The organism is Protofrankia coriariae (genome assembly GCF_001017755.1).
In the GTDB taxonomy this organism is placed as follows: domain Bacteria; phylum Actinomycetota; class Actinomycetes; order Frankiales; family Frankiaceae; genus Protofrankia; species Protofrankia coriariae.
The window spans coordinates 61058-79557 of the sequence record NZ_JWIO01000007.1; the positions used below are offsets into that span (position 1 = coordinate 61058).

Genomic DNA, 18500 nt, shown 5'->3' on the forward strand with positions numbered 1-18500 from the left:
TGACTTCACCTCTTTTTCCGCCGCTTCCGGTAACCGGTTCGGCGCCTGTTCACGGGCCGGTAGGAAAACAGTGTTGGGATGGCAGACGTGACTAGTGACACGCGGGTTTCGCCCGCCCGGACCGGGTACGCGATATTCAGCGAGGCCACCAGCGGAGCTGTCGACTACGAGCGAATTCGTGAGATCACGAACTCGCTCGTGCCCTTCGGCAGATTCGTCGGGGTCGATATCACCGAGGTGGGGCCGGACCGCGCGGTCGTCGAGATTCCGGCGGACCGGAACCTCACCAATCATCTGGGTACGGTGCATGCCGGCGCGCTCTTCCTGGCCGCGGACATCGCCGGGGCCGCCGCCCTGGCCGGCGCGCTGGCACCGCGCCTCGCCCGGGTCGAGTACACGGTGGTCCGGGACGCGCGGTCGACCTTCCGGAAGCCGGCCGTCGGCCGGGTCCGCGCGATCGCCACCGTGGACGAAAGAGAGGCACGGCGGGTCCTGGCCAGCACCGCCGCGGAACAGTTCGACCTGGACGGCAAGGCACTGCTCTATGACGACGCCGACGTGCTGGTGGCCAAGTTCCGCTTCGACTACGCCTGCAGCATCGCGGCGAGCTGACCGGGGTTCCGTCGGCACCGCGTACGAACACTGGTACCCAGACAGCCCGAAGAGCGCACGACGATGTTCCCGGCGCGCTCGGGAGGCAGCCTGGAACGACCGTCCCCGGGCCGTTTCCGGGCCGTCCACGGCCGTTGGCCGCGGCCGGCATCCGGTTGTCGGGGCGTCTCGCGCGGATGGTTTCTCCGCCGTCGGATCCGGCGCGTCGGCGGGCATGGCGGATCCCGCCGGGCGGTGAACTCCGCCGGAATGCGTCAAGAAATCTCGGAACGGGCATCTGTTTTTCCCGCGAGTACCGTCGATCGCCCGCTCCGATCGGGCAATAGGTATCCGGGATTGGCGTTGACCGTTCTTTCGGATGTTCCGCACAATTGAGAGGAAGCTTGCTGGCGAATGCCCGTGCCGACACCTGCCGGATAAAATGACAGGGACGTGAACAATGTGTGACTATTTCACGGGCGGGTGGGCTGGCGTCCAACTCAGGAAATCTTTTCGCGGGCAGCTCGGGATGGATCGGGGAACATGATGGCGAAAGCGCGGATGACGGTCGTCGGTGACAGTTTCGTCGAGGGCCGGGGCGACCCCGCCCCGGACGGGACGTACCGCGGCTGGGTGCCCCGGTTCGCCGAGATGTTCGGGATCCCGAGCGGTGGCTGCCTCAACCTGGGGACCTTCGACGCGACCACCCAGGACGTGGTCGACCGGCAGCTTCGGGTCGCGCTGGTGAACAAGGCCCCGCTGATCGGGTTCGTGGCCGGGGTCAACGACCTGATCCGGGACTACGACGCGGCCCGCTTCCGGCGGAATCTCGAGTCGATATTCACGACACTGTCCGGCCCGGACACGGTGATGTTCACCGCGACCTACGCGGACATCCCCCGTAACCTCCCGTTGCCGGCGTCCTTCCAGGAGCTCCTGCGGGGCCGTTTCGCCGAGGCGAACGAGCACCTGCGGGAGATCTCCGCGCGTACCGGCGCGCTCTGCCTGGACGTCGTCGACGGCCGGGAATGGGCGGACCCGGCCATGTGGTCGGCCGACGGCCTGCATCCGAGCCCCGTCGGCCACCAGCGCTTCGCCGAGGCCATGGCGGACCTCGTCGCCCTGGCCACCGGAATGGTGCCGCTGCCCACGGCGTCCCCGTTCGCCGGCGCTGGTGCCGGACCACTGTCGTACTAGACCAGCCTGAATACAGGCCACCCGAAATACTACGCCACCAGAAATATCAGGCCACCAGAAATACCAGGCCACCAGAAATGCCAGGACGGCCGGCGCGGCAGAACGGCAGAACAGGCACGATCACGGTTTTTCCCGCGCCGGCCGGCCGCCGGTCGCGGATGTCCGCACGCCGATCCAGAAGGTCCGACCGGCCCGGGTTCCCGGGCCGCCGCGTGGCACGGCCGAGTGGGGAACCAGCACCGCTGGCTCCCCGTCCCGGCTCTTTCGTGTGCCTGTGAGCACCGGGCGGGCCGGCGGAACACGCCGGTTCCGAAACATCCGCCGGCGGCCGCCCGGGACCGTCGGGTCCGGGAGCACGAGACCGGGGAGGACAAGACCGAGGAGGACAAGACCCGGAAACGCGCGGCCCGGGCCGCGGAAAAGGTCGGGACCATCCGCTGCGACAAAGCTCAAGGAAAGCTCAGGAGAGGAAAACGGTGAGCGGCGACACGCTGGCGCAACGGCGCCTGGCCGACAACCCGATCGCGATAGTCGGTATGGCCGGTCTCTTCCCGAACGCCTACAACTACCGGGAGTACTGGCAGAACATCGTCGACGCGACGGACTGCACACAGGACGTCCCGGCGAGCCGGTGGAACCTCGACGACTACTACGACCCCGACCCGACCGTCCCGGACATGACCTACTCGCGCCGCGGCGGCTTCATCCCCGACGTCGACTTCGACCCGCTGGAGTTCGGCATCCCGCCGAACCAGCTCGAGGTCACCAGCGTCATGCAGACACTGAGCCTGATCGTGGCCCGGGACCTGCTGCGCGACGCGGGCGCGACCGACTCCGACTGGTACGACGCCACCCGTACGGGGGTTGTCCTGGGGGTCACCGGGCCGGTCCCGCTGATGCATCCGCTGGCGGCCCGGCTGTCGACCCCCGTCCTGAAGGAAGTGGTCCGTAGCTGCGGGCTCACCGCCGCCGACGCCGAGGCCATCGCAGCCAAGTACGTCCAGGCGTTCGCGCCGTGGGAGGAGAACTCCTTCCCCGGCCTGCTGGCCAACGTGGTCTCCGGCCGGGTCGCCAACCGCCTGGGGCTGGGCGGGATGAACTGCACGGTGGACGCGGCCTGCGCGGCGTCGCTGTCGGCCCTGCGGATGGCCGTGGCCGAACTGGTCGACGGCCGAGCCGAGATGATGATCGCCGGTGGCGCCGACACCGAAAACTCGATCTTCGGGTACATGTGCTTCAGCAAGACCCAGGCCCTGTCGAAGAGCGGGCAGATCAGGCCGTTCGACGACGCCGCCGACGGCACCCTCATCGGCGAGGGCATCGGCATGATCGCGCTGAAGCGTCTCGCCGACGCCGAGCGGGACGGCAACCGTGTCTACGCGGTCATCCGCGGCATCGGCTCGTCCAGCGACGGCCGGTCCAAGAGCATCTACGCGCCCCGCGCCGAAGGGCAGCGGCTGGCGCTGGCCCGCGCCTACGCCGACGCCGACTGCTCGCCCGCGTCCGTCGAGCTGTTCGAGGCGCACGCCACCGGCACCGCGGTGGGGGACAGGACCGAACTCTCCGCGCTGACCGAAGCGCTGTCGGAGGCGAGCGGCGAGCGGCACTTCGCCGCGGTCGGCAGCGTGAAGTCGCAGATCGGCCACACCAAGGGTGCCGCGGGCACGGCGAGCCTGATGAAGCTCGCGCTCGCCCTGCACCACCGGACGCTGCCGCCGACGATCAACGTGGAGCATCCCAACAGCGCGATCGACTTCACCGGCGGGCCGCTGTACGTCAACACCCGGACCCGGCCGTGGATCCGCGACCCGGACCGGCCGGTCCGCCGGGCCNGCCGGTCCGCCGGGCCGCCGCCTCGGCGATGGGCTTCGGCGGGACGAACTTCCACGTCGTCCTTGAGGAGCACACCGGCGAGCGCCGCGCCACCACGACACTGCACCGCACCGCCCGCGCCCACCTCTGGCACGCGGCCGACACGGCCAGCCTGCTGGAGCTGCTGCGGTCCGGTGCCGAACCGGACGACAGCACGCAGATCCCGGCGGAGCACGCCCGGGTCGGCTTCGTCGCCGCGGACGACGAGACCGTCCAGCGCCTGCTCGCCCTGGCGGTCGAGCAGCTCGCCGCCGCCCCGGACGCGCAGCAGTGGACGCATCCGGCGGGGGTGTTCTTCCGCGCCCGGGCGCTGGCCGACCTGAAGGTGGGCGCGCTGTTCGCCGGGCAGGGCAGCCAGTACCTGGACATGGGCCTGGAAGCGGCGCTCAACATCCCGACCGTGGCCGGGGCCGTCGACGACGCGAACGAGGCGTTCGCCGGAGCCGACCACCGACTGGGCGCGATCATCTACCCGCCGCCGGTCTTCGACGCGGAGCTGCGGCAGGAGCAGGAAAGCCGGCTGCGCCGGACCGAGTACGCCCAGCCGGCGATCGGAGCGATCTCGGTCGGCCAGTTCCGCTACCTCGCCGAACTGGGCCTGCGCTGCTCGGGATTCCTCGGGCACAGCTTCGGGGAGCTCACCGCGCTGTGGGCCGCGGGCGCTCTCGACGACGCGGACTTCTTCCGCCTCGCCCGCGCCCGCGGCGAGGCGATGGCCCCGCCCGCCGAGGACCCCGACCACGACCCGGGCACCATGGCCGCCGTCCAGGCCACCCGGGAGCAGGTCATCGACATCCTCCGCGCCTTCCCGAACGTGGTGATCTGCAATCACAACGCGCCGGACCAGGTGGTCGTCGGCGGGGACACCCAGGCGGTCGGCGAGGTCGTCCAGGAGTGCAAGCAGCGGCAGCTGGGCGCCCGGCTGCTGCCCGTCTCCGCGGCCTTCCACACCTCCCATGTGGCGCATGCCGTCGAGGCGTTCGGGCACGCCGTCTCCTCGGCGCGGATCGGCGAGCCGCGGCAGCCGGTCTACGCCAACACCGCGGGCGTCCGGTACGGGCCGGACGTCGAGGCGAACAGGCGTGCGCTGACCGAGCAGCTCCTCCAGCCGGTCGAGTTCGTCCAGGCCCTCGAAGCCATCCGCGCCGACGGCTGCAACGTGTTCGTCGAGTTCGGCCCCAAGCAGGTGCTGACCGCGCTGGCCAGGCGGACCCTCGAGGCCGCCGGCATCGTCGCGGTCCCGACCGACGCCGGCCCGCTCGGCGACAGCGACGTCGCATTGAAGCAGGCCGCCGTCCAACTCGCGGTTCTCGGCGCGCCGATCAGTGGGGTCAACCGGCACGACGCCCCCGCCTGGGTCGCGCTGAAACCCCGGGGCATGGCCGTGACCCTGAACGGGGCGGACTACGTGCCGGAATCCCGCCGTGCCGCCTACCGGGCCGCGCTCAACGACGGTTTCCGGGCGTCGATCGTCACCCCGGCCGCCACCAGCACCAACGGGGTCGGCGGGGCCGGCGGCAACGGGGTCGGCGGTGGCAACGTCGGCAGTGACAACGGCTTCGGCCTCGGCGCGGGGATCGGCGCGGACATCACGGACGCTCACCAGGCCGCTCGTCAGGCCGGTCAGCAGGTTCCGGTGGACGCGGCGGTGCCGAGTGACCTGCCAACCCCTGACCTGTCGGTCCTCTCCGCCGACCATGCCGCACCATCGACGGCCGCATCATCGCCAGCCACGTCGCTGGCGACCGTACAGCCGGCGGCAGCGTGGCCGCCAGCCGCCGGCGTCGCCGAACCACCGGCGGCTCACGCCCACAGCGCCGATGCCGGAGAGGACGTCGGCCTCGACGACGTGGTCGCGCAGCATGTGGCGCTGCACTCCCGGTATCTGGAAAGCCAGTTGCAGGTCACCGAAGGACTGGTGGAGATCCTGCACCAGCAGCAGCCCGGTGTGGACGCGGGCGGCGGGGCCTGGCTCGCGCGGGCGGTCGAGAGCGTGAAGGACCAGAGCCTGGCGATCGGGCAGGCGCACATCCGCGCCAACGAGATCCTCTCGTCGCTGGCCGAGATCGAGCGCGGCGGGCACCGCTCCCCGACGGTCAACGGCTACCCAGCACCAGCACCAGCGGCCTTCGGCCCGGCCGCTCCGCCGCTGCCGGTCCTGCCGGAACAGCCACGCCGGACGGAAATCGCCGCGGCGCCGTCTCCGGCTCCGGCCTCCGCGCCGACACCGGTCCCGGCCTTCGCCCCAGCCTCCGCACCGGTGTCGGCTCCCGCACCGGTGCCGGTTCCGGTGCCGTCGGCCGAAGCGGCCCCGGCCTCGGCGGCTCCCGCACCGACTCCGGCGGACACCGCGCCGCCCGTTCCCGTCGACGCCGCTGTGTCCGCTGGTTCGGTGGATGCGGGGTTGTTGCGGTCGGCGTTGGTGGGTGTGGTGGCGGAGCGGACGGGTTATCCGGCGGAGATGATTGACACCGGGATGGATCTGGAAGCGGATCTGGGTGTTGACTCGATCAAGCGGGTGCAGATTCTGGGGGCGGTGCAGGAGCGTTTTCCCCAGGTGCCGAGTGTGGGTCCGGAGTTGTTGGGTGAGCTGCGGACGCTGGAGCACATCATCGATTTCCTGGTGAGTGCCGCCGGTTCGTCCGCGGTGGCTTCGGCTCCTGTTTCCACGGCTCCTGCCGTCACGGGCTCTGCTTCCGCTGGTTCGGTGGATGCGGGGTTGTTGCGGTCGGCGTTGGTGGGTGTGGTGGCGGAGCGGACGGGTTATCCGGCGGAGATGATTGACACCGGGATGGATCTGGAAGCGGATCTGGGTGTTGACTCGATCAAGCGGGTGCAGATTCTGGGGGCGGTGCAGGAGCGTTTTCCCCAGGTGCCGAGTGTGGGTCCGGAGTTGTTGGGTGAGCTGCGGACGCTGGAGCACATCATCGATTTCCTGGTGAGCGCCGCCGCGCCTGCCCCGACCGGGGCGGCCGCCACGGCGGCGCCCGCGGCCCCGTCCGCCGAGGAGCAGGCCCCGCCCGTCGAGCAGGTCGCGCGGCACCCCGTCGAGATCGTCGGACTGCCCCCGGTCGACAGGATCGGACAGCCCTACCCGGCTGGCCCGGTAGCCGTCGTCGTCCACCCCGCAGAGCAGGCGGACGAGACGTTCGCGGCGGGTCTTGAGGAGGCCGGCTGGACGGTGACGCGGGTGAGCCTGCCAGCCCCGGGCGGGGACGGGTCGTCCGACCTGGCCGCCTGGGACGGCGAGGCCGTCGAGCGCCGGCTCTCCGAGGCACTCACCGACGCTCTGGGCGCGACCGGCAGGATCGACCTCTTCCTCACCGTTCTCGGGGGGAGCGACACCGCGGATGATCACGGTGTCCGGCAGGACACCACCGGGGATCACAGTGTCCGGCAGGACGCGTGGGACCATGGCGTCCGGCAGCTTGCCGACGCCGTGCTGGTGGCCAAGCATGCCAGCGTGCCGCTGGCCACGGCCGCCCGCTCCGGTGACCGCGCAGCCTTCGTGACCGTCACCCGCCTCGACGGCGGTCTCGGTCATCGCGGCGGGCGCGGGGCCGCCGAGGCGCTGCTCGGCGGGGTCGGCGGTGTGGTCAAGACGCTCGCCCACGAGGAACCGTCGATCTTCTGCCGCGCGCTCGACATCGACCCTGAGCTCGGCGGCGACGACGCGCTCGCCGTCCTGCTGGACGAGATCGCGGACGCGGCCACGGACACCCTCGAGGTGGGGGTCGACGCCGCCCGCCGCAGGTGGACCGTGATCCCCGCGCCGTACGGGTCGCCGCGGGCGTCCACCGCGGTGGCCACCGGCGCCACCGTCGCTCCCGTGGCCGGCTCCGTCGCCGGCACGGGCGTGGCGGCGACCGGTGCGGTCCCGTCGGCGCCCACGGTCGGCGCGGGTGACGTGTTCGTGGTGACGGGCGGGGCGCGGGGGGTCACGGCGTCCTGTGTGCGGGCGCTCGGTGAGCACAGCCAGGTGGAGTTCCTGCTGCTCGGGCGCACGGCGCTTGCCGCGGAGCCCGACTGGGCCGCGGGTGTGGCCGACGCCGACCTCAAGCGCGCGGCGATCGCCGCCCTGGGGGCCGGTGGCGGCAGGCCGCCGACGCCGCGGCAGGTCGACGCCGTCCTGCGCGACATCCAGGCCCAGCGCGAGATCCGCGCGACGCTCGACGCCCTGGCCGGCAGCGGATCCGCCGCGGCAGCCAGCTACCTGCAGGTGGACGTCGGCGATGCCGCCGCAGTGCGGGACGCGCTCGCGGCGCACCGTGACCGGATCACGGGTGTGGTCCACGGCGCGGGAACCCTTGCGGACGGGCTCGTGCGCACCAAGACACCCGACGACGTCCGACGGGTCTTCACCCCGAAGCTCGCCGGTCTGCGCAACGTCCTGGACGCGCTCGACGGCGCGCCGATCCGCCACGTCGTCCTGTTCACCTCGGTGGCCGGGCTGTTCGGCAACGCCGGCCAGGCCGACTACGCCGCCGCGAACGAGGCGCTGTGCCGGGTCGCGGCCAGCCTGAAGCGGGAGCATCCCGACCGTCATGTCACCGCCATCGACTGGGGCGCCTGGGACGGCGGGATGGTCGCCGCCGACCTGCGGGAGCTCTTCCACGCCCGCGGTGTCGAGCTGCTGGCGCCGGCGACGGGCGCGCGGATGTTCGTGGAGCAGTTCGGCGCCGAGCGCGTCGACGACGTGTGTGTGCTGGTCGGCCAGCGCAAGGCGCTCACCGACGGTACCGGCCCGCGTCCCGGCCGGGCCTTCACGGCCCGCCGCGAGCTGACCGGCATCGAGGACACCGAGGTGCTCCAGGCGCACCGCATCGACGCCTCCCCGGTCCTGCCCGCCACGTTCGGGCTCGGCTGGCTGGTCAACGTGCTCGAACGCGCCCACCCGGGGCTTCAGGTGATCGAAGCCAGCGGGTTCGAGGTGCACAAGGGGATCGTGTTCGACGGCGCGCACAGCCGCGCGTACCAGGTCGAGGTGCCCCTGGCCGAAGCCCGGGACGGCCGGCTGACGGTGCGGGCCGCCGTCCGTGCCGCCGCCGGCGGTACCGGCAGCGGTGCTGGCAGTGGTGCCGGCAGCGGCAGCGCCCTGCCCGTCTCGCACTATGTCGGCACGTTCGTGCTGGCCGAGGCCCCGCCCGCCGCGCCGGTCGCGCCGGGCCGGCCGGGCGAGGCGGTGGGCAGCGGTCCCGAGGACGGCGTGGAGATCTACACCGGGGGCACCCTGTTCCACGGCCCGGCCCTGCAGGGCATCCGCCGCATCCTGCAGCGCAGCGACGACCGGGTCGTCCTGGAGTGCCGGCTGGCCGACCAGGTCGTCGCCGACGGGGCGTTCGCCGGCGCGCTGCACAGCCCGGTGCTCGCCGACATCCTCCTGCACGGGCCGTCGGTGCTGGGCCGGTGGCTGACGGGCCTGGCCTGCCTGCCGCTGGCCGTCGGGCGCTGGGAGTACTTCGCCCCGCTGCCGGACGGGGAGCCGTTCGTCGTCGTCCTGGACGACGTCCGGCGCGCCGCGTCCTCCATCACGGTGACGGTGACCGCCAGTGACCCCGGCGGACGCGTGCTCCAGCGCCTGCGCGACGTGTCGATGATCGGGACCCCCGACATGGCCGCGAAGTTCGCCGCGGCCGTGCGGTGGTGGCTGCCGGGGGAGGGGGCGTGACCGTGCGACCGCTGACGCACCCCGGCCCCGTCCGTCTCGCACGGGCCGGTTCGACCAGACCGACGGAGGACAGGCGATGACAGCGGAGCAGGTGGCGTCCCAGGTGGTGGACGTCGACGCCCTGGAGATCGATGCCCTGGAGTTCGACGGCGAGCCCTTCGACCCCACCCGGTGGTCGGCCGACACCATTCGGGCCGACGCGCCGCCGCAGCCGCGGCCGTCGGCGGCCGGGCACGGCGGGGCTGGCTCGGTTGGCTCGGCCGGCGCGTCTGACCTGTCGTCCGGGCCGGCCGACAGGGACGCGGACGGGACCGGCTTCGTCCGCCGGCCGTCAGCCCCCGTCGGTTCTCCGTCGGTGCCCGCCGGTGAACTGGAACCGGCCGAACTGGCGGCCTCGATCGCCCGGCAGGTACGGGCGGTTGTCGTGGCCGCGCACGCCAGCGCCCTGCGGGCCCAGACGAGCGTGCAGAACCGGGTGCTCGCGGCGCTCGCGGCGTCCGGACAGCCGGCGAGTCCGGCGAACCCGGCAGGATCGGCGAGCCTGGTGAGCCCGGCGGACAACGCTGTCCGACCGGCGGGCGGGCTGTCCGCGGCAGCCCCGGCGCCCGGCATCTCGGCGGGCTTGGCGCGCCCACAGCCTGTGAGCCCGGCGCCCGCTCCGACGGTGCCCGGCGTCCAGGCGGGGCCGGTCCGGGCGGCCCTGCCCGTTGCCCGGGAGGGTGGTGTCCCGCGGGGCGCCCAGCAGGGCCTCCAACGGGATGACGCGGCCGCCCCGGCCCCGGCCGTCACCGAGGTGTTCGAGGTGGTCGACGGGCGACCGAGTGTGTTGTCGCGGCCGTCCGTGGCACCGGCGCCCACCCGGGTGTCCACGGAGGCGGCGTTCAAGCCGCTCGCGCGCAGTGACAGGAACCGGCTGGACGCCGCCGATCTCACCCGTCTCGCCGAGGGGTCGATCGCGAGCGTGTTCGGCGCCGCCTACGACCAGGACGGCGCCAACCCGTCGATCCGCCTGGCGCTGCCGCGGGCCGGGGTCCCCGGGCTGCTGCTGAGCTGGGTGGACGGCCTGGACGTGCGCGGCGGCGCCTGGGGCCACGGAGCGCTGCGCGCCGGGCTGCGGCCGGGTGCCGTGGCCGCGGGCCCCCCGGCGCAGGCCGGGCCGGACCAGGGCGTCCAGGCACAGGGCGTCCAGTCACAGGGCACGCCGGCGGGGGAGCAGGCCGTGCTCCTCGCCGAGTCGGCAGCGCAGGCCGCCGAGGTGTTCGCCCTGTACCTGGGTCTGCACCTGGGCTTCGCCGACGCCACCTTCGCCCGCGGTGTGCCGGGCGGGCCCGACGCGCCGGGCGAGCCGGACCGCTGCCAGGTCGAGATCCTCGGGCCGACGCCGGACGCCGATGTCGAGCTGGCCCTGGAGGTCACCGGCGTCGACCTCGTCCCGCGGCCGTGGCTGTCCGTCGACGCCGAGTTCCGCGTCGGTGGCGAGGTCGTCGCCAGGGTGCGGGGGGTGACGCTGGGTGTCCAGGAGAAGCCGGGCGTCCCGATCGGCCCGCAGGCCGGCGGCACCGTGGCGCGTTTCCTCGGGCGCCGGAACAGCCTCGGCGAGCCGGTGATGCTCAACGAGTTCCACATGGCCCACTGCTCCAAGGGGGATCCGGGCATCGCCCTGGGGCCGGAGTTCTCCCGCTACCGCGGCATCCGGGCGACCCGGCTGCCCGACGGTGGCCTGCGCCTGGTCGACCGGATCGTCGCCGTCCAGGGGGAGCGGGGGAAGCGGGAGAGCCTGCGCGGGGGCGCCACCCACCAGACCGAGTACGACTCGCCCGCCGGCTCCTGGTACTACCAGGACACGGCCAACGCGTCGATGCCGAACTGCGTCTACATGGAGACCTCGCTGCAGTCGGCGCTCGTCCTCGGCTACTACCTGGGCGCCACCCTCACCGACCTGGGCGGGGAGCACAGCCTGCGCAACCTCGGCGGCACCGCCATGCTGCTGCGCGAGGTGGACCTGCGAAACAGGACCCTCCGGCAGCACTCGACCCTGCTGTCCACCACCCCCATGCCCGGGTCGGTGCTGCAGGAGTTCTCCTACCGGTTCTCCGTGGACGGCGAGCCCGTCTACGAGGGCGAGTCGATGTTCGGCTACTTCAACGAGGCGGCGCTGGCCAGGCAGAGCGGGCTCGACGCCGGCCGGCTCGTGCCGACCTGGCTGGACGAGCAGCAGCCCCGCCCACCGGTGCGGACCATCGACGTCGCCGCCCGCCGGGCCGACCCGTCGGCGCCGCTGTGCTCGCGGGGCCATCTCGCGCTGCTCGACGACGTCGAAGTCGTCGACGGCGGCGGCCGGTACGGGCAGGGCTACCTGCGGGCGGCCCGCCCCATCGACCCGCACGACTGGTTCTTCGCCCGCCACTTCGTCCTGGACCCGGTCATCCCCGGCTCGCTCGGGGTGGAGGCGGTGATCCAGGCGATCCAGGAGTGGCTCGTCGACGGCGGCCACACGGCGGGCTTCGCCCGGCCCGGGTTCGTGCTGCCGGTCGGGCTGCCGATGACGTGGAAGTACCGCGGCCAGTTCCTGTCGACGGACAGCGAGACCACCCTCGAAGTGCACGTCAAGTCCGTCGAGCGGCGGCCCGGCCGGGTGCGGGTGGTGGCGGACGCGAGCGTGTGGAAGCCGACCATGCGCATCTACGAACTGACCGATGTCGCCGTCGAACTACGCGACGAAGGAGCCCCGCCATGGTGACCGCCCAGGCCGGCCCAGCCGCGCCCAGCCGGCCGGCGGACGCCGGCCACACCCCCACCGGCCGTACCGCCGGCCACCCCACCGGCCACAGCACCGGTCGTGCCACCGGTCTCGCGCGCGGCGCGGACGAGATCTACGACGTGCTCGCGACCCTGGAGCGGCCCGCCTTCGTCGTCCGGGACGCCCAGGGGATCGCGGCCACCAACGACGAGCGGCTGCTCGGCCCGGGCACGCAGGTGCTCGCGGCGGTGCCGCCGGCGCCGCCCGAACGGCTGGGGTCGCCGGACTTCCCCCGCGACCACGGCGTCCGCCACCCGTACATGGCCGGGGCGATGGCCAACGGGATCGCGTCGGCGGAACTGGTCGTGGCGCTGGCCGGAGCGGGTTTCCTGGCCTCCTTCGGCGCGGCCGGGGTGCTGTCGGCCCGCGTCGACGAGGCGCTGGCGACGATCAGCCGGCGGGTGCCCGCNCGGCACGGGGTTCGCCTGCAACCTCATCCACAGCCCGAACGAGCTGGCCATGGAACGGGACGTGGTCGACCTGTGCCTGCGCCACCAGGTGCGCTGCGTCGAGGCGTCGGCGTTCCTCGACCTGACCCCGCAGGTGGTGCGCTACCGGCTGGCCGGGCTGTCCCGGGCGGCCTCCGGCCAGGTGCGGGCCGGCAACCGGCTGGTCGCCAAGATCTCCCGGGCCGAGGTGGCCGAACGCTTCCTGCGCCCGGCACCCGAACCGATCGTCCGCGGGCTGCTCGACGCCGGCCTGGTCACCGCCGAGCAGGCCGAGCTCGCCCGGGGGGTGCCGGTGGCGGACGACATCACCGTCGAGGCTGATTCCGGCGGCCACACCGACCGCCGGCCGCTGACCGTCCTGCTCCCCGAGATCATCGCTCTGCGTGACCGGGTGCGGCGTGAGCTGGCCGGGTCGGGTCAGCCCTGGCAGGTCCGGGTCGGCGCGGCCGGCGGGATCGGGACACCGGCCGCCGCCGCGGCGGCGTTCGCTCTCGGCGCGGCCTACGTGGTGACCGGGTCGGTCAACCAGGCGTCGGTGGAGGCGTCCCAGTCGCCGGCGACGAAGCGGCTGCTGGCCGGTGCGGGCACGGCCGACTGCGTCATGGCCCCGTCCGCGGACATGTTCGAGATGGGCGTCGAGGTGCAGGTCCTGCAACGCGGGACGATGTTCGCGAGCCGGGCCCGGCGGCTGTACGAGGTCTACCGGGCCCACGACGGCATCGAGGCGATCCCGGCCGCCGAGCGGGACGCCCTGGAACGGAAGATCTTCCTGCGGCCGCTGGACGACGTCTGGGCGGACACCGTGCGGTTCTTCACCGAGCGTGACCCCGACCAGATCGCCCGCGCGGCCGACAACCCGAAGCGGCGGATGGCGCTGGTCTTCCGCTGGTACCTCGGCCTGTCCTCGGGCTGGAGCATCGCGGGGGAGCCGAGCCGGGCCACGGACTACCAGATCTGGTGCGGGCCGGCGATGGGCGCGTTCAACACCTGGGTCGCCGGCACCTACCTGGCCCCGGTGGAGAACAGGCGGGTGGCCGACATCGCCACACAGATCATGCGCGGTGCCGCCTTCAGCAGCCGGGTCGGCCACCTGCGGTCCGCGGGGGTGCGGCTGCCCGTGCGCTGCGCCACCTACATCCCGTCCCTTATCCCGTCCCCGCCGCGGACCGGCGCGGCAGCGGGGCTCGACCGGTGGGAGCAATCATGACAGTGACTCTGCCCAGGCAGGCGGACGGCACGGATGCCAGGACGACCCGGGACGCATCCTGGCTGGTCTGCGGCGGATGCCAAGCGATCATCTACGCGAAGAGGTTCGCCCGGTCCCTGCGGGTCTGCCCGGAGTGCGGCTGGCACGCCCCGCTGACCGCCGTCGAGCGGCTCACGACACTGCTGGATCCCGGGTCCGTGGCGCTGGTGGACACGGTCGTCGCCGACAGCGACCCGCTGGAGTTCGTCGACAGCCGTCCCTACGTCGACCGGCTGCGCGACGCGCGGGCCGCCACCGGCCTGGCCGAGGCGGTCGTGAGCGCCCGCGGCCGCATCGACGGCAACCCGGTGGTCGTGGCGGCCATGGACTTCCGGTTCATGGGGGGCAGCCTCGGCGCCGCGGTCGGTGAGGCCGTCACCCAGACGGCCGAGATCGCGCTGCGGGAACGCACGCCGCTGCTGCTGGTGACCGCCTCCGGCGGGGCGCGCATGCAGGAGGGCGTGCTGTCCCTGATGCAGATGGCCAAGACCAGCCAGGCCCTCGGGCAGCTCGACGAGGCGGGGATCCTCACCCTGGCGCTGATCACCGACCCGACCTTCGGCGGGGTGGCCGCGTCCTTCGCGACGCTGCCGGACATCATCATCGCCGAGCCGGGGGCGCGGCTGGGGTTCGCCGGGCCGCGGGTGATCCAGCAGACCATCCGGCAGACCCTGCCGCCGGGGTTCCAGACCGCGGAGTTCCTGTTGCGGCACGGTGTCGTCGACATGATCCGGCCGCGGGCCGAGCTGCGCGCCACCCTGGCCCGGCTGCTGACCGTGGGCAGCCGCCGGGCGGCGCGCACGGCCGTGCCCGCGCCGCGGTCCGCGCCGCCCCGGCCGCCGGTGTCACGATCGTCGGCGTCACAGCCATCGGCGTCGCAGCCGCCCGTGCCACAGCCGTCCGTCTCGCAGTTGCCGGCGGGCGGCGCGCTGGTCGTCGACCCGGAGCGGCTGCCCGCGCGGGAGCAGTGGGAGTCGGTGCGGCTGGCCCGCCGGCTCGGNCGGCTCGGTCGGCCGACGACCCTGGACTACATCGCTCTGATGATCGAGGACTGGGCGGAGCTGCACGGGGACCGCATGGCCGCGGACTGCCCGGCGATGGTCTGCGGGCTCGGCCGGCTGGAGGGCACGCCGGTCGTCGTGATCGGCACGCAGAAGGGACACAGCGCGGCCGAGCTGTCCGCGCGCAACTACGGGATGCCGTCGCCGGCCGGCTACCGCAAGGCCGCCCGGGCGATGCGGCTGGCCGCCAAGCTCGGGCTGCCGGTGGTCACCCTCATCGACACCGCGGGCGCCTTCCCCGGCATCGACGCCGAGCAGAACGGGCAGTCGGTCGCGATCGCCGAGAACCTGCGGCTGATGGCGGGCCTGCCCGTCCCGGTGGTGGCGGTGGTGACCGGCGAGGGCGGCAGCGGCGGCGCGCTCGCCCTCGCGATCGCCGACCGCGTCCTGATGTGCGCCAACGCCGTCTACTCGGTGATCAGTCCGGAAGGGTGCGCCGCGATCCTGTGGAAGGACGCGGCCGCCGGGCCGAAGGCCGCGGCGGCGCTGCGGGTGGACGCCCGCGAGCTGCTGCGCGGCGGGATCGTCGACGGTGTGGTGCCCGAGCCCGAGGCGGGCGCCGACAGCGACCACCTGCTCGCGGCGCACGCCCTGCGCGACGCGCTGACCAGCACGCTGGCGCAGCTGCTGCCGCGGGACCAGATGACCCTCGTCACCGGGCGCCGCGCTCGGTTCCGCCGCTTCGGCGCCGACACGCTCACCACGCTCGACGACGACCGCGACATCGACCGCGATCTCGACCATGAGCTTGATCGTGACTTCGACCGGGCCGGTGTCGGCGGCCACGGCATCGATGACGACCGGGACGGTCGTGACCAGCGTGACCTCGACCGGGACGATCTTGACGAGAAGGAAAGCGCCTGATGAGTCCTGTCCAGGTCAACGGGGTTCCACCGGTGCGCACGGCGGTGCCCGGCGCCGGTGAGCTCGACGAGATCATGACGGTGCTCCGCGATCATCTGCTCACCCTGAGCGCGCAGACGTCCCGGGTGCCCAGCCGGGTGCGGGCGGCGGCCGGCGAGGTCTTCATCGAGATCGCCTGGCCGGACGCGGTGCCGCCGGCATCCACCGAACTGGTCGCACCGGCAGCGCCGCCGGTGTCGGCCGCCACGGCGTCGGTTCCGGCCACGGCGTCGCCACGGCCGGAACCGGCGACCCGCGGCGGGNCGGCGGGCCGGCCCAGCCGCCGGCCGTCGCGGACGCCGACGCGCACATCCTGCGGGCCGCCACCGTGGGCGTGTTCTACCGGGCCCCCGAGCCCGGAGCCAAGCCGTTCGTCGCCGAGGGTGACCTGATCACCCGCGGTCAGCAGGTGGCGATCATCGAGGCGATGAAGCTGATGATCCCGGTGGAGGCGGACGCGTCCGGCCGGGTGCTTGAGATCCTGGTGGCCGACGGCACCCCGGTCGAGCACGGCCAACCCCTGCTGACGGTGGCCACCGGCGACGCCGACCGGGCAGGTCCGGGCCGATGATCAAAAAGGTGCTGATCGCCAACCGTGGCGAGATCGCGCTGCGGGTCGCCCGTACCTGCCGTGAGCTCGGGCTGGCCACGCTGGCGGTCCACTCCGCCGCCGACCGCGACTCGGCGGTCGTCCGGTTCGCCGACGAGTCGGTGCAGATCGGCCCCGGCCCGGCCAAGGCCAGCTACCTCAACATCCCCGCCGTCATCGAGGCGGCGCGGGGCTGGGGCGCCGACGCCATCCACCCCGGCTACGGGTTCCTCTCGGAGAACCCGGACTTCGCCGAGGTGTGCGAGGAGGAGGGCATCACCTTCGTCGGCCCGCCGGCATCGGTGATGAGCCGTCTCGGTGACAAGGCCAGCGCCCGTTCGATCATGTCGGACGCGGGGCTGCCGCTCCTGCCGGGCAGCCGGGACGCGCTCGAGCACGCCGACGAGGCCGCGGAGTTCGCCGCCGGGATCGGGTACCCGGTCATCATCAAGGCGGTGGCCGGCGGCGGCGGGCGCGGGATGAGCGTGGTGCACGAGCCCGACGCGTTCCTGCGGTCCTACAGCCAGACCCGCGCCAGCGCCCAGACGGTGTTCCGGGACGGCCGGCTGTACGTGGAGCGTTACCTGGCCTCCGCGCGGCACGTCGAGGTGCAGATCCTCGCCGACGCCCATGGCAACGTCGTCCACCTGGGCGCGCGCGACTGCTCGTTGCAGCGCCGGCACCAGAAGCTCGTGGAGGAGACCCCCGCGCCGCGGCTGCCCGCGCGGACCGTGGAGCAGATGTGCGAGGCGGCCGTCCAGGGGGCGCGGGCGGCCGGGTATGTGGGAGCGGGCACGTTCGAGTTCCTGGTGGACGGCGACGGCCGGTTCTACTTCATGGAGGTCAACTGCCGCCTCCAGGTGGAGCACCCGGTCACCGAGATGGTCACCGGGACGGACCTGGTCCGCGAGCAGCTTCGGGTCGCCGCCGGTGAGCCGCTCGGCTTCGACCAGGCCGACGTCGTCCCGCGCGGGGTGGCGATCGAGTGCCGGATCAACGCCGAGGACCCGGCGGCCGGTTTCGTGCCCACCCCGGGGGTGGTCAGCGAGTTCGCGCTGCCCGGTGGCCCGTTCGTCCGCGTCGACACCCACGTCTACGCCGGCTATCAGGTCCCCGCGCTGTACGACTCGCTGCTGGCCAAGCTCGTCGTCTGGGCGCCCGACCGGGAGCAGGCGCTGGCGCGGATGGACCGGGCGCTTGACGAGCTGCGGCTGCGCGGCCCGCATGTGGTGACCACCGCCGCGTTCCTGCGCGAGGTCCTGGACCATCCCCGTTTCCGCCAGGCCGAGCACGACACCTCGCTCATCAACGAGCTGACGGGCTGAGGCCGGCAGTGGTCCTCGGTATCCGCGGCGGTCTGTGAACGTCTCCAGAGAGGAGATCCGGTGAACGCGCTCTGGGCCGCGGTGAGTACCAACGCCCGCCCTCGGACGGTGCTGCACCTGCCGTCCGAGGGACGATCCGTACCCGTCACGCGCCTGCTGGCCAACGCCGAACGGACGGCGACACTGATCGCGGGCCAGCGCCGCGTCGGCATCCTGATGGCCAACGGCGAGCCCTGGCTGCGCGGGCTGCTCGCGTGCTTCCGGGCGGGGGCCGCCGCGGTGCCCATCGCCCTGCCCGTGGCGTTCGGGGGCAGCGAGGGCTACCAGCGGCACCTGCGCCGCATCGTCGAGGACGCCGAGCTTGCGGCCCTGCTGGTGGACGAGCAGAGCGCGCGCCTGCTCGGCCGGCTCGCGGCACCGCCGGACGTCCGGCTGGTCGACATCACGCGGGTGCCCGCGCCAGCCGGTCCAGCCGGGCTGGTCGGGCCGCCTGGGCAGATCGAGCCGGCCGGGCCGGTCGACGAGAACCCGGCCGACGAGTTCGCGGTGATCCAGTACACGTCCGGCAGCACCTCGGCGCCCAAGGGCGTCGCGCTGACCGCCGACAACGTCCTGGCCGGTCTGGCGGCCATCGACGGGGGCCTGGGCCTGACCGACGCCGACGAGATCGGCATCTGGTCGCCGCTGTTCCACGACATGAGCCTGTTCGGCACGCTCGCCCACCTGGCCAGAGGGTGCTCGGTCCATCTCTGGCGCACCACCGACTTCATCCGCGACACCCGCGGCTGGCTGGCCGCCG

Annotated in this window: 8 protein-coding genes and 2 pseudogenes; 9 read left to right on the forward strand and 1 reads right to left on the reverse strand. The window is 73.3% G+C overall.

Features of this window, described 5'->3' with window-relative positions; translation table 11 throughout:
• Positions 1-87: 87 nt before the first annotated feature.
• The 6 genes and pseudogenes from FrCorBMG51_RS06745 (at position 88) to accD (ending at position 15748) form a co-directional block, all read left to right on the forward strand.
• Complete coding sequence (locus FrCorBMG51_RS06745; RefSeq protein ID WP_235433376.1) at positions 88-612, forward strand: PaaI family thioesterase; 525 nt, start codon at positions 88-90, stop codon at positions 610-612.
• 522 nt (positions 613-1134) lie between these two features.
• Positions 1135-1788, forward strand: a complete 654-nt coding sequence (locus FrCorBMG51_RS06750) for an SGNH/GDSL hydrolase family protein (RefSeq protein WP_235433377.1) — start codon at positions 1135-1137, stop codon at positions 1786-1788.
• A gap of 536 nt (positions 1789-2324) precedes the next feature.
• Positions 2325-9328, forward strand: a pseudogene (locus FrCorBMG51_RS06760) (SDR family NAD(P)-dependent oxidoreductase).
• Positions 9329-9404: 76 nt separating this feature from the next.
• Positions 9405-12068: a beta-ketoacyl synthase gene (locus FrCorBMG51_RS06765; protein WP_047222239.1), complete on the forward strand. Its 2664-nt coding sequence runs from the start codon at positions 9405-9407 to the stop codon at positions 12066-12068.
• A gap of 519 nt (positions 12069-12587) precedes the next feature.
• On the forward strand, positions 12588-13784 hold the full coding sequence (locus FrCorBMG51_RS06770) for a PfaD family polyunsaturated fatty acid/polyketide biosynthesis protein (RefSeq protein ID WP_235433379.1): 1197 nt from the start codon (positions 12588-12590) through the stop codon (positions 13782-13784).
• Positions 13781-15748, forward strand: coding sequence for an acetyl-CoA carboxylase, carboxyltransferase subunit beta (gene accD, locus FrCorBMG51_RS06775; RefSeq protein ID WP_047222240.1), 1968 nt, complete (start codon positions 13781-13783; stop codon positions 15746-15748). Before FrCorBMG51_RS06770 ends, accD begins: the two co-directional genes overlap by 4 nt.
• A 91-nt stretch (positions 15749-15839) precedes the next feature.
• Here the strand turns inward: accD and FrCorBMG51_RS30740 are convergent, their stop codons facing one another.
• Positions 15840-16013 carry a hypothetical protein gene (locus tag FrCorBMG51_RS30740; RefSeq protein ID WP_235433380.1) on the reverse strand — a complete coding sequence of 58 codons (174 nt, stop codon included), beginning with the start codon at positions 16011-16013 and terminating at the stop codon, positions 15840-15842.
• Positions 16014-16115: 102 nt separating this feature from the next.
• Between FrCorBMG51_RS30740 and FrCorBMG51_RS30745 the strand changes: the two genes are divergently transcribed.
• The 3 genes and pseudogenes from FrCorBMG51_RS30745 to FrCorBMG51_RS32435 all read left to right on the forward strand — a co-directional run.
• Positions 16116-16358, forward strand: a complete 243-nt coding sequence (locus tag FrCorBMG51_RS30745) for an acetyl-CoA carboxylase biotin carboxyl carrier protein (RefSeq protein WP_052914431.1) — start codon at positions 16116-16118, stop codon at positions 16356-16358.
• The gene (locus FrCorBMG51_RS06790) at positions 16355-17701 is read left to right on the forward strand and encodes an acetyl-CoA carboxylase biotin carboxylase subunit (protein ID WP_047222242.1); all 1347 of its coding nucleotides are present in this window, start codon (positions 16355-16357) and stop codon (positions 17699-17701) included. Before FrCorBMG51_RS30745 ends, FrCorBMG51_RS06790 begins: the two co-directional genes overlap by 4 nt.
• A 216-nt stretch (positions 17702-17917) precedes the next feature.
• Positions 17918-18421: pseudogene (locus FrCorBMG51_RS32435) on the forward strand (AMP-binding protein); the annotation flags it as partial.
• Positions 18422-18500 lie beyond the last annotated feature (79 nt).